Source organism: Achromobacter sp. 1011791174, from assembly GCF_059760925.1.
The window spans coordinates 1-13941 of sequence record NZ_JCBANH010000002.1 but is presented as its reverse complement, the minus strand read 5'-3'; the positions used below and the strand labels follow the sequence as shown (position 1 = coordinate 13941).

Genomic DNA, 13941 nt, shown 5'->3' with positions numbered 1-13941 from the left:
TCGCGTAAATGCTCGCAAACCGGTCGGAAAACTGGCGCTTTTGAAGAAAAATGACGAATCCTCACCGCAGCGCCGCCTCCGCCGGACGGCTTCCCTCCATCCGGCGCGCCTTGCTGCTGCTCGGCATCGCCTGTACGGCGCCGACGATTTTCGTGGCGGCGGGCGCCGCCTACGAAGACTTCCTGCTGCGCAAGGAACGGGTATACGAGGCCGCGCTGGCTTCCGCCCGCAGTCTGGCGGGCGAGCTGGAACGGGAGCTGCGCGGCGTGGAAACCGGCCTGCGCATCCTGGCCACCGAGGACGAACTCCAACGCGGCGCGCTGCCGGCCTTCCATCGGCGGCTGGGCGACGCGCTGCGCCTGCAGAACGTGGACGGCTACATGCTGCTGGACCCGCAGGGCGTGCCGCTAGCCGACAGCGGCATGCCCAATCCCGGGCCGGCGATCCGCAGCGCCCTGTCCGACGCGGCGCTGGCCAAGATGGGACGCGGCCGCGACATCGTCATGGCCGGCCTGTTCAGCACCGCCCTGCATAATGAGCCGATGCTGGCCATCGGCATACCCGTAGAGATCAGTGGCGAAGTGCGCTATGGCCTGTACGCGCAGGTCCGGCCGCAACGCATCGGCCAGGCGCTGCGCCGGCAGGCCATGCCGGATGGCTGGGTAGCGGCGGCGCTGGACGACGACGGGCTGATCGTGGGCCGCACGCGCGAGGAAATGCGCTACGTCGGCCAGCACGCGGTGCCATCGCTGGCCGCCGCCGCCGCGCGCGAACGCGAAGGCACGCTGCGCAGCGAAACCAAGGAAGGCATCCCGGTGCTGACCGCCTTCAGCCGCAGCAGCGACGGACGCTGGACCGTGGCGGTCGGCGCGCCCCTGTCCGCCCTGACGGCGGACCTGTGGCGCTCACTGATCTGGGGCGCCTGCGCCGGGCTGGCCATCATCGCCGCCGGCATCTGGGCGGCCTACCGCCTGGCGACCCGGATCGAGCATGCCGTGGCGGCGCTGGTCCCGCCGGCGATCGCGCTGGGACGCGGCGAGGCCATCGACGTGCCCGAAAGCCGCTACAGCGAGACCGCCATGCTGGGCCGGTCCCTGCTGCACACGTCCCGCATGCTGTCCCAGGCCCGCCGGCAGGCGTACCACGATCCCCTGACCTCGCTGAGCAACCGCCTGCTCTTTTGCGAACTGGCGGCCCGCGCGCTGGCCGCGGGCGAGCGCAGCGCCCGGCCCGCCGCGCTGCTGGCGCTGGACCTGGATCACTTCAAGGCGGTGAACGACACGCAGGGGCACGGCTCGGGCGATCTGGTGCTGAAGATCGCGGCGGAACGCATGAGCGCCACCTTGCGCGCCACCGACATCGTGGCGCGCTTCGGCGGCGACGAGTTCGTCGTGCTGCTCGATGGCGCCGACGTGGATACGGCGCGGGATGTGGCGCGCAAGCTCAACCAGGCGCTGGCCGAACCCTATCCCGGCATCCTCTCATCCGTCACGGCCTCGATCGGCATCGCCTGCTTTCCGCGGGACGGCAGGCATCTGGAAGCGCTGCTCGCGCAGGCCGACGGCGCGCTGTACGCGGCCAAGGCCGCCGGGCGCAACCGCTACGAAATGGCCTCGTCCTCGAGCGCGACAAATCCGACACTAGGCGCCAGAGCGGTCCGGGAGCCCGCCGCCCTGTCATAGGCCCGGAGCGCTGGACCGGGCGCCAGCAGCGGACACCGGCGCTAGTTCAGACGCTCGAAGCGCCACTCGCCCATGAGCAAGCCCGCAGTGCCGCTGATGCGATAGTCATAGTGCTTGCCTGGTTCGACCCGCAGCTCGTGATACTCGACGGGTTCGGACACGTTGAAGTACTGGATTCCGATCTTGCGCATGCCGGCAGGCACGCGCAGCACCGCCACCCGGTTGGCATCGACATTGACCACATGTCTGCCATCCAGATAAATGAGCACATTGACGGCCGCCCCGGAAACGCCCGCGTCGCGCGCGATTCGGATCTCGCCCTTGTCCGGCGCGGACTGCAACAGCGACGGATCCAGAAAGGCCGACGCAGGCGCCCTGGGCCCGGTCTCGACATCGACTGGCACGGTCATGCAGCCCGCCAGCGAGGCGCAGATCAACAGGGCAGAGCAATATCTGATCATCAACTTCCACTCTCCTTACGGCAGTTCGCGCGGCAGGCGCATTGTGCCCGATCCCGAGGCGCGGCCCGCCTGCCACAGGCCGGATCAACGCCCCTGGCCGGCCAAAGAATGCACGCAGTCGCGCACGCCTCGGCGTGGCAGGCGCCCCCATCTCGCTGATAAATAACTGAAAGTAATGAGTTTCCAAGGGAAAACCCCAGAAAGGGAATTTACTTATGCCCTTTAATTATTTGCCGGACGCATACTGCAAGCGTAAGAATTCGTCCTTAGCATAAGTCAAGCCAGATGGAACTGCGTCAACTCGAGGCCTTCGCGGCCGTCATGTCCACCGGCAGCGTCACCGCCGCCGGTCGCCTGCTGGGCCGATCGCAGCCCGCGATCAGCCGGCTGCTGCAAGAGCTGGAAGCCGAGATCGGCTACGCCCTGTTCTCCCGCAGCGGTCCGCGCGTGACCCCCACCGAGCAAGGATTCCTGCTGTACGAGGACGTGGAGCGGGCGCTGGCCGGCATGCGGCAGATCCGCGAGCGCGCCGGCGAGATCGCGCGCGGCCAGGCCCAGCCCCTCTTGATCGCCGCCACGCCGGCGCTGGCCGCCGGCCTGGTGCCCGCCGCCTTGCAGCGCATGCAGGCAGGCGCGGACGCCGCCCGCCTCGTCGCCGATCAAGCCGCCCCCCCAGACCCGCACCCAGCCGCCCCTGTCGGCCCAGGCCGCATCCAGCTGCGCAGCGCCTCGCCCGAGCGCGTGGTGCACGCGGTGCTGACCGGCGCCGCCCAGCTGGGCGTGACCAGCCTGCCGCTGGAGCATCGCGGCCTGACGGTGCACTGGATCGGTCAGGCCGCCTGCGTGGTCGCCTTGCCGGAAAACGATCCGCTGGCCGCGCACGACGTGGTGCCGGTGTCGGCGCTGGCCGGCCGCCGGCTCATCACCATGGCCAACCCCTACCGCCTGCGCCGCCGCCTGGACGCCGCGCTGGCCGCCAACGCGCCGGCCGCCGGCACCATAGAGACCAACTCGTCCATCAACGCGCTGGCCGCCGTGCGCGCCGGCCTGGGCGTGTCGGTGCTGGAGCCGGTCACCGCCTACGGCACGCCCATGCCGGGCGTGGCGATCCGTTCCATCGACCTGGACATACCATTTTTCTTCGGCGTCATCACGCCGCAGGCCCAACCGCCCTCGTCCGCCTGCCTGGCCGCCGCCGCCACGCTGGCCGAGGCCGCCGCCGCGCTGCTGCCCGGTTTCGTCCGGCATGACGCCTGCGAACACGGCGCGCTGCTGCAATCGGTCTACGGCGACGACGCGCCCAGCCTGCCCGACGGCCCCGGCGACGCCGCCGTCGCGCCTGCCCCGGCCCGCGCCGCCGACGCCCCCAATACGGAAACACCCCGCCATGACTAAGCCCGACGCCGGCCTCGCCGCGCTGGAAACGCGCCTGCGCCAGGACCTGTCCTGGCTCGAACTCCCCGCCAGGAACTGGGTCACGCCCCGCCTGGAAAACGGCCAGCCCGTGCTGGACGTGGCCATCATCGGCGGCGGCATGGCCGGCCTGGCCGCGTCCGCCGCGCTGACGCATCTGGGCGTGAACGCGCCCATCTTCGACCAGTCGCCCGAAGGCTATGAAGGCCCCTGGGCCACCACCGCGCGCATGGAAACGCTGCGCTCGCCCAAGCAGCTGACCGGCCCCGCGCTGGGCCTGCCGGCGCTGACCTTCCGCGCCTGGTTCGAAGCCCAGTTCGGACTGGAAGCCTGGGACGCGCTGGACAAGATCCCGCGCCTGCAATGGATGGACTACCTGCGCTGGTACCGCCGCGTGCTGGGCCTGGACGTGCGCAACGAACATCGCGTGCTGGCCGTGCTGCCGCGCGCCGACGGCCTGGTCCGGCTCGATATCGAATCCCCCGCCGGCCGCCACGCGGTGCTGACGCGCCGCGTGGTGCTGGCCACCGGCCGCGACGGCCTGGGCGGCGCCTACGTGCCCGGCTTCGCGCACAAGATCCCGCGCGCGCGCTGGGCGCACTCGTCCGACGTCATGGACTACGCCACGCTGGCCGGCAAGCGCGTCGGCGTGGTGGGCGCGGGCGCGTCCGCCATGGACAGCGCGGCCACCGCGCTGGAAGCCGGCGCCGCCAGCGTCGACCTGCTCATCCGCCGCGACGACATTCCGCGCATCAACAAGGGCAAGGGCGCCGGCAACCCCGGCCTGACCCATGGCCACCTGAACCTGCCCGACGACTGGAAGTGGAAGATCCGCCACTACATCAACGCCGCCCAGGTGCCGCCGCCGCGCGGCAGCACGCTGCGCGTGTCGCGCCACCCGAACGCCCGCTTCAACCTGGGCTGCGGCGTGCAGGACCTGGCGCTGGTCGACGACGAGATCCGCGTGACCACGCCCAAGGGCGAGTTCGCGCTGGACTTCCTGATCTTCTCGACAGGCTTTCGCATCGACTGGACCGCGCGGCCGGAGTTCGCCGCGCTGGCCCCGCACGTGCGCGCCTGGGGCGACCGCTACACGCCCGCCGCCGGCGACGAGGACCAGGAACTGCATGACTCCCCCGACCTGGGCCCCGCCTTCGAGCTGCAGGAAAAAACGCCCGGCGCCTGTCCCGGGCTGGACCGCGTGCACTGCTTCTCGTACCCGGCCGCGCTGACACACGGCACGGTGTCGGGCGACATCCCCGCCATCAGCGAGGGCGCGAAGCGCCTGGCCCAAGGCATCGCCGGGCTGTTCTACCGCGAGGACGTGGCCACGCACTACGCCAACATGGAAGCGTTCTCCGAGCCGGAAGTGTTCGGCGACGAATGGACGCCCGCGCCACCGCCCTCGGCCGTATCCGCGCAGCCGGCAACGGCGGCAGCGCCCACGCAAGCCCGCACGCATACAGCGCCAGCCACCGCCGCCACGGAGACCGCCAAATGACCGGCTGGCTACTGCGCCGCATCGCGCAAGCCGCGGTGGTGGTGTTCCTGATGACGCTGATCGTCTTCATCGGCCTGCACGCCATCGGCAATCCGGTGGACATCCTGATCGGCCAGGACGTGGACCAGGTGGACCGCGCCCGCATCATCGCCGAGCTGGGCCTGGACAAGCCGCTGTGGCAGCAGTATCTGGGCTTCCTGAACGGCGCGCTGCACGGCAACCTGGGCAACAGCTTCGTCTACAACATCCCGGCCGTGGAACTGGTGATCCAGCGCCTGCCGGCGACCTTCGAGCTGGCCATCGCCGCCATGCTGCTGGCGGTGCTCATCGGCCTGCCGCTGGGCCTCCTGGCCGGCCTGTATCCGGACAGCCGGTACTCCAAGCTGATCATGGCGGGCAGCATCGTGGGCTTCTCGCTGCCCACGTTCTGGATCGCGCTGATGCTCATCATGACCTTCAGCGTGTCGCTGGGCTGGCTGCCGGCCAGCGGCCGCGGGCAGACGGTGGAGTTGCTGGGCTTCCAGTGGTCCTGGCTGACCGCCGACGGCTGGCGTCACCTGATCCTGCCGGCCTTCAACCTGTCGCTGTTCAAGATTTCGCTGGTCATCCGCCTGACGCGCGCCGGCGTGCGCGACGTGCTGCCGCAGGACTACGTCAAGTTCGCCCGCGCCAAGGGCCTGTCGCCGGTTCGCGTGGTGGGCGTGCACGTGCTGCGCAACACCATGATCCCGCTGGTGACGGTGCTGGGCCTGGAGCTGGGCTCGACCATCGCCTTCGCCGTGGTCACCGAGAGCATCTTCGCCTGGCCCGGCGCCGGCAAGCTGATCCTGGACAGCCTGAACGCGCTGGACCGCCCGGTGATCGTGGCCTACCTGATCGTGGTGGTCTGCCTGTTCGTCACGCTGAACCTGATCGTGGACATTCTTTATAAAGTGCTGGACCCGAGGGTGCGGCTGGAGGCCTCGGCATGAGCGCGGCATCAACACCTACCCCGACGCCCGCCCTGCGCCGCGAATCCCCCTGGCGCCGCAACCTGGCCGAGTTCCTGTCGTCCAAGACCGCCGTCGTCGGCCTGGCCGTGTCGCTGCTGCTGATCCTGGCCGCCGCGCTGGCGCCCTGGATCGCGCCGCAGAATCCCTATGACCTGCTGCAGATCGACGTGCTGGACGCGCGCCTGACGCCGGGCAGCATGAACGGGCTGGACACCTTCCGCTACTGGCTGGGCACCGACGGCCAGGGCCGCGACCTGCTGTCGGGCATTCTCTACGGCCTGCGCATCAGCCTGGTGGTGGGCGTGGGCTCGGCGCTGATCGCCGGCGTGGTCGGCACGCTGCTGGGCCTGCTGGCCGCCTATGCCGGCGGCAAGACCGACGCGCTGATCATGCGGCTGGTGGACCTGATCCTGTCCTTCCCGTCCATCCTGGTGGCCATGATGATCCTGGCCTACCTGGGCAAGGGCGTGGGCAACGTGGTGCTGACCCTGGTGATCCTGGAATGGGCCTACTACGCGCGCACCGCGCGCGGCCAGGCCCTGGTCGAGCGCCGCCGCGAATACGTGGAAGCGGCCCGCTGCCTGGACATCCCGGACTGGCGCATCATGTTGAAGCACATCCTGCCCAACTGCCTGCCGCCGCTGATCGTCATCGGCACGCTGCAGATCGCGCGCGCCATCACGCTGGAAGCCACGCTCAGCTTCCTGGGCCTGGGCGTGCCCGTGACCGAGCCGTCGCTGGGCCTGCTGATCTCGAACGGCTTCCAGACCATGCTGTCCGGCGAATACTGGATCAGCTTCTATCCCGGCATCGCGCTCCTGATCACCATCGTGGCGATCAACCTGGTGGGCGACCGCCTGCGCGACGTGCTGAACCCGAGGAACCACAAATGAGCGCCGCCCATCACGACGCGGCCTCGCGCCCGGCCGCCGCGCCCGCGACGCTGGAAGTGCGCGACCTGCGCACCCATTTCTTCACCCGCGCAGGCACGCTGCCCGCCGTGGACGGCGTGTCCTTCACGCTGGAACGCGGCAAGATCCTGGGCCTGGTCGGCGAGTCCGGCTCGGGCAAGTCCGTCACCGGCTTTTCCATCATGGGACTGGTCGACGCGCCGGGCCGCGTGGTCGGCGGACAGGTCCTGTTCCAGGGCCGCGACCTGACGCAGCTGGCGCCGCGCGAGCTGCGCAAGCTGCAGGGCAACCGCATCGCCATGATCTTCCAGGATCCGATGATGACGCTGAACCCCGTGCTGCGGGTAGACGCGCAGATGATCGAAACCGTGCGCGCCCACAGCAAGGTCAGCCGCGCCCAGGCGCGCGAACTGGCCCGCGACACGCTCGGCATGATGGGCATCCCCAGCCCCGAGGAACGGCTGCTGGCCTACCCGCATCAACTATCCGGCGGCATGCGCCAGCGCGTGGCCATCGCCATCGCCATGCTGCACCGGCCGGACCTGATCATCGCCGACGAACCCACCACGGCGCTGGACGTCACCATCCAGGCGCAGATCCTGTCCGAGGTGCAGAAGCTCGCGCAGCAGCACGGCACCAGCCTGATCTGGATCACCCACGATCTGTCCGTGGTGGCCGGCCTGGCCGACGAAGTGGCCGTGATGTACGCCGGCCGCATCGTCGAGCACGGCACGGTCGACGACGTGCTGGACCGTCCGCAGCATCCCTACACCGTGGGCCTGATCGACAGCCTGCCCAGCAACAACCGGCGCGGCCAGCGGCTGCGCCAGATTCCCGGCATGACGCCCAACCTGCTCAACCTGCCCCTGGGCTGCGCCTTCGCCACGCGCTGCGCGCGCGCCAGCGCCGCCTGTATCCGCACACCCCTCATCAGCGAGGCCCTGCCCGGCCACCGCGTGCGCTGCTTCCACCCCACCATCCAGATCCGGGAGGTGGCGGCATGAGCGGCACCGAGCGCCAAACGGACGCAGCGCGGCGCGACGCCACGGCCAACCCGGCGCGCGACGCGCAGGACGCCACGGCGACGCAGGGCGACGCCACGCCCCTGATCGAGCTGCGCAACGTCAGCAAGCGCTTCGGCGAACGCCCCGTGGGCGCCGCCGGCCGCCTGTTGCAACGCGCCGGCCTGTCCAGGCCGCCCGCCGTGACCCGCGCCGTGGACGGCGTGGACCTGATCGTGCGGCCCGGCGAAGTGGTCGGCCTGGTCGGCGAGTCCGGCTGCGGCAAGTCCACGCTGGGCCGCGTCGCGGCCGGCCTGCTCACGCCGTCCGGCGGCGAGGTCCGCATCAACGGCCTGCGCCCCGCCGACATGACGCCGGCCCAGGCGCACCAGGCCCGCCTGAAAGTCCAGATGATCTTCCAGGACCCCTACGCCAGCCTCAACCCGCGCCTGCGCGTGGACGAGATCGTGGGCGAGGCCGCGCGCATCCATGGTTTGGTCGGCCGGGGCGAGTTCGACGACTACGTCAGCGCCCAGCTGCAGCGCGCCGGCCTGGATCCGGCCCTGCGCCAGCGCTATCCCCACCAGTTCAGCGGCGGCCAGCGCCAGCGCATCGGTATCGCCCGCGCGCTGGCGGTGCAGCCGTCCATGCTGGTCTGCGACGAGGCCGTGGCCGCGCTGGACGTATCGATCCAGGCGCAGATCCTGAACCTGTTCATGGACCTGCGCGAGGACCTGGGCCTGACCTACCTGTTCATCAGCCACGACCTGGGCGTGGTCGAGCACCTGTCGGACCGCGTGGTCATCATGTACCTGGGCCGCGTGGTCGAGACCGCCACCGTGGAAGAGGTGTTCCAGCGCCCCAACCATCCCTACACCCAGGCGCTGCTGGCCGAGATCCCCGACCTGAAGTCGCGGCGCAAGGTCTTCACCGCCATCAAGGGCGAGATCCCCAGCCCGCTCAACCCGCCCGACGGCTGCCATTTCCATCCGCGCTGCCCGCATGCGATGCCGCGCTGCAAGACCGAGGTTCCCACATTGAAGGGAATCGCCATCAACCACCATTCCGCCTGTCATTTGAACGACATGCACTGATCGCAAGCGGCTGGCATGGCGCCAGCCCCTGCCGTTCCCCCTCACCAAGGACCCCGAACATGAAACGCCTGATCCTCTCCACCCTGGCCGCCGCCCTTCTGGGCGCGTCCGCCGCCGCCTCGGCCGACAAGCTGTCCATCGGCTTCGCCGACCCGCTGTCCTCGCTGGATCCGCAGCTGAACAACCACGCCGGCGACCGCTCGGTGGCCCTGCACTTCTGGGACCTGCTGATCGAGAACAAGTGGAACAAGCTGCAACCCGGCCTGGCCGTCAGCTGGAAGCCGCTGGACGACAAGACCTGGGAATTCAAGCTGCGCGAAGGCGTGAAGTGGCAGGACGGCACGCCCTTCACGGCCGACGACCTGATCTACTCCTACACCCGCGCCCGCGCCGTGCCCGGCAGCGTGGCCACCTACGCAGGCTACCTGCGCACCATCGACTCGATGAGCGCCAAGGACCCGCTGACCCTGATCGTCAAGACCAAGGCTCCCAATCCCGACCTGCCGCTGAACCTGGCCTCGGTGCACGTGGTCAGCAAGCACGTGGGCGAGAAGTCCAGCACCGAGGACTACAACTCGGGCAAGGCCATGGTCGGCACCGGCCCCTACAAGTTCGTGTCCTACACCCCCGGCGACCGCGTCGTCATGGCGCGCAACGACGGCTACTGGGGCGACAAGCAGATCTGGGATCAGGTCAACTACCGCTACATCAACAACGCCGCCGCCCGCACCGCCGCGCTGCTGGCCGGCGACGTGGACGTGATCGACAAAGTCTCGGTGTCCGACCTGGCCAAGCTGCAAAAGGCGCCCAACGTCTCGGTCTATCCCTACGACGGCCTGCGCGTCATGCTGCTGCAACCCAGCTTCAACCCCGCGTCCAGCCCGTACATCACCGACAACGCCGGCAAGCCGCTGGACAAGAACCCGCTGCTGGACGTGCGCGTGCGCCAGGCGCTGAACCTGGCCATCAACCGCAAGGCCATCGCCGACCGCATCCTGCAGGGTGCCGCCACCGAGGCCAACCAGTGGATGCCCAAGGGCACCTTCGGCTACAACCCCGACGTCAAGGACATCCCCAACGACGTGGCCCAGGCCAAGAAGCTGCTGGCCGAGGCGGGCTTTCCCGACGGCTTCAAGCTGACCATGCACGTGCCCAACGACCGCTACCCGCAAGGCCCGGAAACGGCCCAGGCGGTGGCGCAGTTCTGGACCCGCGTGGGCGTGAAGACCCAGGTGGAAGTGGTGCCGTGGGCCGTGTACTCGGGCCGCGCCAACAAGAACGAGTTCGCCATGAGCATGCTGGCCTGGGGCAACGGCACCGGCGAAGCCAGCTACGCGCTGGTCAACATCCTGGCGACCGTCGATGCCAAGAAGGGCCTGGGCGCGTCCAACTGGGGCCACTACAGCAACCCCAAGGTCGACGCCGCGCTGGAGCAGTCCACCTCGGAATTCGACGTGGCCAAGCGTGAAGCCATCCTGCGCGACTCGGTCAAGCTGGTGGCCGACGACGTGGGCATCATCCCGCTGTTCCACTACAAGAACATCTGGGCCGCCAAGAAGGGCCTGAAAGTCACCCCCATGACCAGCGACCGCACCGCCGCCATGATGGTGACCAAGGACTCGGGCAAGTAAGGCAGGCACCATGGTTCCCACCCTGAGCATCCAGCCCGCCGACGCGCTCATCGACGTGCCGCGCGGCATCCGCGTCGAGCACGTCGCGCCCGGCCAGACCGTCGAGATCACCGCGCTCACCCGCCGCAACGGCGTGCTGTGGCAAAGCCACGCCGCCTTCGTCGCGGGCGAGGACGGCAGCGTGGACCTGACGCGCGACGCGCCCGTCTCGGGCGACTACGCCGGCGTCTCGCCCATGGGCCTGATCTGGTCGCAGTCCCCCGTGGACTCGCCCAGCCGCGAGCCCTTCAACCATCCCGTCACCGAGCCGCTGGTCACCGAGGTCCTGGCGCGCGCCGCCGGCGCACAGGTCCAGGGCCAGTTCACGCAGCGCCTGGCCGCCGAGGGCGTGACGCGCCAGGACGTGCGCGAGCACGGCCTGGTCGGCACGCTGTACCTGCCGCCCGGCGCGGCGCCCGGCTCGCATCCCGCCGTGCTGATCCTGAACGGGTCCGGCGGCGGCATCAACGAACCGCGCGCCGCGCTGTACGCCTCGCGCGGCTACGCCGCCTTCGCGCTGGCCTATTTCAAGGCGCCGGGCCTGTCGGACTACATCTCCAACACCCCGCTGGAATACTTCCAGACCGGCCTGCGCTGGCTGCGCGACAAGGTCCGGCCCAAGCACGACTTCGTCGCCGTCAGCGGCCAGTCGCGCGGCGGCGAGCTGGTACTGCTGCTGGGCGCCACCTTCCCCACGGAAGTGTCGGCCGTGGTCGCCTACGTGCCCGGCGCCGTGGTCCATAGCGGCCAGAACGCCTGCGACCCCAAGATCGGCCGCGAAGGCCCGACCTGGCTGCTGGGCGGCAAGCCCCTGCCCCACGTCTGGGAAAACAACCGCACCGCCACCTGGGCCCCGTTCGACGAAGGCCCCTCGCCGCACCGCCACGAGAAGGCCATCCTCACCGCCCTGCAAGACCCCGACGCCGTGGCCCGCGCCCGCATCAAGGTCGAGGACATCCAGGGTCCGGTCATGCTGCTGTCCGCCACCGACGACGGCTCCTGGCCGTCCAGCCTGTACTCGAAGATGGTGCGGGACAAGCTGACGGAAGTGGATCACCCCTATCCCGTCCGGTGGCTGGATTACGAGAACGGCGGCCACTCCATCCTGTTCCCCTACGTGCCCACCACCCAACTGGTCTATGCCCACCCCGTATCCGGCAAGATCAGCACCAGCGGCGGCAATCCCAAAGACAACGCCCGCGCCGACCAGGAATCCTGGGAAGGCGTGCTGAAGTTCCTGGACGCGGCGGTGAAGGCGCGGGCAAGCGGCGGCCACGCCCGCCCGTCCGCGCAGCGCAACGACGCCGACGTCACGGCCCAGCCCGGCCGCGCCGGCTGAACGACACACCCGGAGACTCATTCCATGGCACAACAACCCATCGTCTACGACGCCGCCCAGGATCTGGTGGACCAGCTCGTCGGCCTGAAATCCGACGACGCCACCTACGCCGTGCGCCACCAACGCGACAAGGTCGCCGCCGCCACCCAGGGCAGCTATGACGCGCTGTTCGACCCCGCCCTGCCCGGCCTGACCCTGGCCGAGCGCCTGCTGGTCGCACTGTATGCCGCGCGCCTGACGCCCGCCCCCGAGCTGACCGCGCACTATCGCCAGCGCGCCATCGACGCCGGCACCAGCGCTGCCGATATCCAGGTCGCTGAAACCGGCAAGCCGGCGGACGCCGCCGACACGCGTCTGACCGCCATCCTGGAATTCACGCGCAAACTGATCGAAAAGCCCGTCGAGGGCGACGAGGCCGCGCTCAAGACCCTGCCCGCCGCCGGCGTATCCACGCCCGCCGTGGTCACGCTGTCGCAGTTGGTGGCCTTCCTGTCGTACCAGGTGCGGCTGGTGGCCGGCCTGAAGGCAATGCAGGCCCAGGCCAGCCGCCCCGCCAGCGCCGCCGCCACGCCGCCCGCGCCGCATCCGGCCAACACCGCCGCCACCGCGCCCGGCGACGCCATCAGGCTGCGCGGCTTCACCAATGAATCGCTGGAATGGAAAGCCTGGCTGGACGTGGTCGACCTGGAACAGGCCACGCCCGAACAGATCGCCATCCTGGAAGAAAGCCACCCCAAGGCCAAGGTCTCGGACTACTACCGCTTCCTGGTGCACCAGCCCGAGATCCTGCGCCAGCGCTCCACCGCCTTCAATGCCATCATGTACGCCCCCGGCGGCATGTCGCGCGCCGAGCGCGAGCTGGGCGCCACCGTGGTGTCGCGGGTGAATGGCTGCGTGTATTGCGCATCGGTCCACGCCCAGCGCTTCGAGCAGCTGGCCAAGCGCAACGACGTCATCGCCCAGGTGTTCGAGAACCCGGCCACCGCCGGCACCACGGCGCGCGAACTCGCCATCGGCGCGTTCTCGATCCAGCTCACCGACGCGCCGGCATCGGTCAACGCCGACAGCATCCAGGCCCTGAAGGACGCCGGCCTGAACGACGGCGAGATCCTGGACCTGCTGCACTCGGATGCGATCTTCGCCTGGGCCAATCGTTTGATGCTGAACCTGGGCGAGCCGGTCTACGCGGCGGCCTGATCATGCGGGTTCCGGCGCCTTGCGCGCCGGGCATCCCATCCGTCGATGTCCGGCGCCGTGCCGCCGGACATCCACTACCGCGCTCATGACCGGAGCGGGATGCCAAACCGCTACGGCGGCGGCGGGCTGGCAAGCCTGCGCACCGCCGGCCGCCATCCGCCGCTCAATGCTCCGGCATCGCCGAGGAATGGTGGCTGGTGATGCGCCAGTCCTGGCCGTTCCACGCGTAGGTATAGGTATAGCGCGCGGCCACCGAACGGCCGTCTTCGAACTTGAAGGTGTACAGCCCGCTGGCGATGGCATCGTTGCAACCGATGCGCACCGCCCGGCTGTTGATGCTGCCCACCGGATGCCTTTCCATGAAGTGCACGAAATAATCGCGCTTGGCGTCCCGCGTCAGCCGGGGCGTGTTGGACATCGTGGGCAGCAGCACCGCGTCGTCCTCGTACATGGACACCACCTTGTCCGGATTGCCCGTCTTGAGCATGTCGTTCCAGCGTTCGAACTGATCCGCGATTTCGCTCTCGGTGGTCGGTTTGCAAGTCTCTGCTTGCGCCGCGTAGGGAATGGCGCACAGCGCCAGAGACAGGATCAGCGTGGAACGTTGCATTCAAGGACTCCTTGGCCGTCAGGCCGCTAACACCCGCCGCGCGGCTCACAAGCCCGATCGGCCCGGGAGC

At 69.5% G+C, this 13941-nt stretch carries 12 protein-coding genes; 10 read left to right on the top strand and 2 right to left on the bottom strand.

Translation table 11 applies throughout. The annotated features are described in order from the left end of the window. Positions 1–50: 50 nt before the first annotated feature. On the top strand, positions 51–1682 hold the full coding sequence (locus AC6LJ5_RS01070) for a diguanylate cyclase (protein ID WP_498139596.1): 1632 nt from the start codon (positions 51–53) through the stop codon (positions 1680–1682). Positions 1683–1723: 41 nt separating this feature from the next. Here AC6LJ5_RS01070 and AC6LJ5_RS01065 read toward each other — a convergent pair whose 3' ends face one another. Beyond that, positions 1724–2092: a hypothetical protein gene (locus tag AC6LJ5_RS01065; RefSeq protein WP_212322219.1), complete on the bottom strand. Its 369-nt coding sequence runs from the start codon at positions 2090–2092 to the stop codon at positions 1724–1726. Positions 2093–2428: 336 nt separating this feature from the next. Between AC6LJ5_RS01065 and AC6LJ5_RS01060 the strand changes: the two genes are divergently transcribed. From AC6LJ5_RS01060 to AC6LJ5_RS01020, 9 genes are read left to right on the top strand one after another with little or no spacing between them, the layout of a single operon-like run. Then, entirely contained in the window at positions 2429–3538 is a 1110-nt protein-coding gene (locus AC6LJ5_RS01060) for a LysR family transcriptional regulator (RefSeq protein ID WP_392412272.1), read from the top strand. Beyond that, complete coding sequence (locus AC6LJ5_RS01055) at positions 3531–5057, top strand: NAD(P)-binding domain-containing protein (protein ID WP_498139595.1); 1527 nt, start codon at positions 3531–3533, stop codon at positions 5055–5057. Before AC6LJ5_RS01060 ends, AC6LJ5_RS01055 begins: the two co-directional genes overlap by 8 nt. Beyond that, the gene (locus AC6LJ5_RS01050; protein WP_498139594.1) at positions 5054–6028 is read left to right on the top strand and encodes an ABC transporter permease; all 975 of its coding nucleotides are present in this window, start codon (positions 5054–5056) and stop codon (positions 6026–6028) included. The genes AC6LJ5_RS01055 and AC6LJ5_RS01050 overlap by 4 nt, the downstream gene beginning before the upstream one ends. Beyond that, complete coding sequence (locus AC6LJ5_RS01045) at positions 6025–6942, top strand: ABC transporter permease (RefSeq protein ID WP_498139593.1); 918 nt, start codon at positions 6025–6027, stop codon at positions 6940–6942. The genes AC6LJ5_RS01050 and AC6LJ5_RS01045 overlap by 4 nt, the downstream gene beginning before the upstream one ends. Then, entirely contained in the window at positions 6939–7964 is a 1026-nt protein-coding gene (locus tag AC6LJ5_RS01040) for an ABC transporter ATP-binding protein (RefSeq protein WP_498139592.1), read from the top strand. The genes AC6LJ5_RS01045 and AC6LJ5_RS01040 overlap by 4 nt, the downstream gene beginning before the upstream one ends. Continuing rightward, a complete protein-coding gene (locus AC6LJ5_RS01035) occupies positions 7961–9055 on the top strand; it encodes an ABC transporter ATP-binding protein (protein ID WP_498139591.1) in 1095 nt (364 codons plus the stop codon). Before AC6LJ5_RS01040 ends, AC6LJ5_RS01035 begins: the two co-directional genes overlap by 4 nt. 59 nt (positions 9056–9114) lie before the next feature. Continuing rightward, the gene (locus AC6LJ5_RS01030; protein WP_103274885.1) at positions 9115–10686 is read left to right on the top strand and encodes an ABC transporter substrate-binding protein; all 1572 of its coding nucleotides are present in this window, start codon (positions 9115–9117) and stop codon (positions 10684–10686) included. Between the two features lie 10 nt (positions 10687–10696). Next, positions 10697–12064: an acyl-CoA thioester hydrolase/BAAT C-terminal domain-containing protein gene (locus tag AC6LJ5_RS01025; protein ID WP_498139590.1), complete on the top strand. Its 1368-nt coding sequence runs from the start codon at positions 10697–10699 to the stop codon at positions 12062–12064. Positions 12065–12088: 24 nt separating this feature from the next. Then, on the top strand, positions 12089–13261 hold the full coding sequence (locus tag AC6LJ5_RS01020) for a CMD domain protein (protein WP_498139589.1): 1173 nt from the start codon (positions 12089–12091) through the stop codon (positions 13259–13261). 163 nt (positions 13262–13424) lie between these two features. Here AC6LJ5_RS01020 and AC6LJ5_RS01015 read toward each other — a convergent pair whose 3' ends face one another. Then, a complete protein-coding gene (locus AC6LJ5_RS01015) occupies positions 13425–13871 on the bottom strand; it encodes an SgcJ/EcaC family oxidoreductase (protein ID WP_498139588.1) in 447 nt (148 codons plus the stop codon). Between the last annotated feature and the right edge of the window lie 70 nt (positions 13872–13941).

Coding starts and splice junctions, on each gene's coding strand:
- AC6LJ5_RS01070 (WP_498139596.1), top strand. CDS start 51: ATGACGAATCCTCACCGCAGCGCCGCCTCCGCCGGACGGCTTCCCTCC.
- AC6LJ5_RS01065 (WP_212322219.1), bottom strand. CDS start 2,092: ATGACCGTGCCAGTCGATGTCGAGACCGGGCCCAGGGCGCCTGCGTCG.
- AC6LJ5_RS01060 (WP_392412272.1), top strand. CDS start 2,429: ATGGAACTGCGTCAACTCGAGGCCTTCGCGGCCGTCATGTCCACCGGC.
- AC6LJ5_RS01055 (WP_498139595.1), top strand. CDS start 3,531: ATGACTAAGCCCGACGCCGGCCTCGCCGCGCTGGAAACGCGCCTGCGC.
- AC6LJ5_RS01050 (WP_498139594.1), top strand. CDS start 5,054: ATGACCGGCTGGCTACTGCGCCGCATCGCGCAAGCCGCGGTGGTGGTG.
- AC6LJ5_RS01045 (WP_498139593.1), top strand. CDS start 6,025: ATGAGCGCGGCATCAACACCTACCCCGACGCCCGCCCTGCGCCGCGAA.
- AC6LJ5_RS01040 (WP_498139592.1), top strand. CDS start 6,939: ATGAGCGCCGCCCATCACGACGCGGCCTCGCGCCCGGCCGCCGCGCCC.
- AC6LJ5_RS01035 (WP_498139591.1), top strand. CDS start 7,961: ATGAGCGGCACCGAGCGCCAAACGGACGCAGCGCGGCGCGACGCCACG.
- AC6LJ5_RS01030 (WP_103274885.1), top strand. CDS start 9,115: ATGAAACGCCTGATCCTCTCCACCCTGGCCGCCGCCCTTCTGGGCGCG.
- AC6LJ5_RS01025 (WP_498139590.1), top strand. CDS start 10,697: ATGGTTCCCACCCTGAGCATCCAGCCCGCCGACGCGCTCATCGACGTG.
- AC6LJ5_RS01020 (WP_498139589.1), top strand. CDS start 12,089: ATGGCACAACAACCCATCGTCTACGACGCCGCCCAGGATCTGGTGGAC.
- AC6LJ5_RS01015 (WP_498139588.1), bottom strand. CDS start 13,871: ATGCAACGTTCCACGCTGATCCTGTCTCTGGCGCTGTGCGCCATTCCC.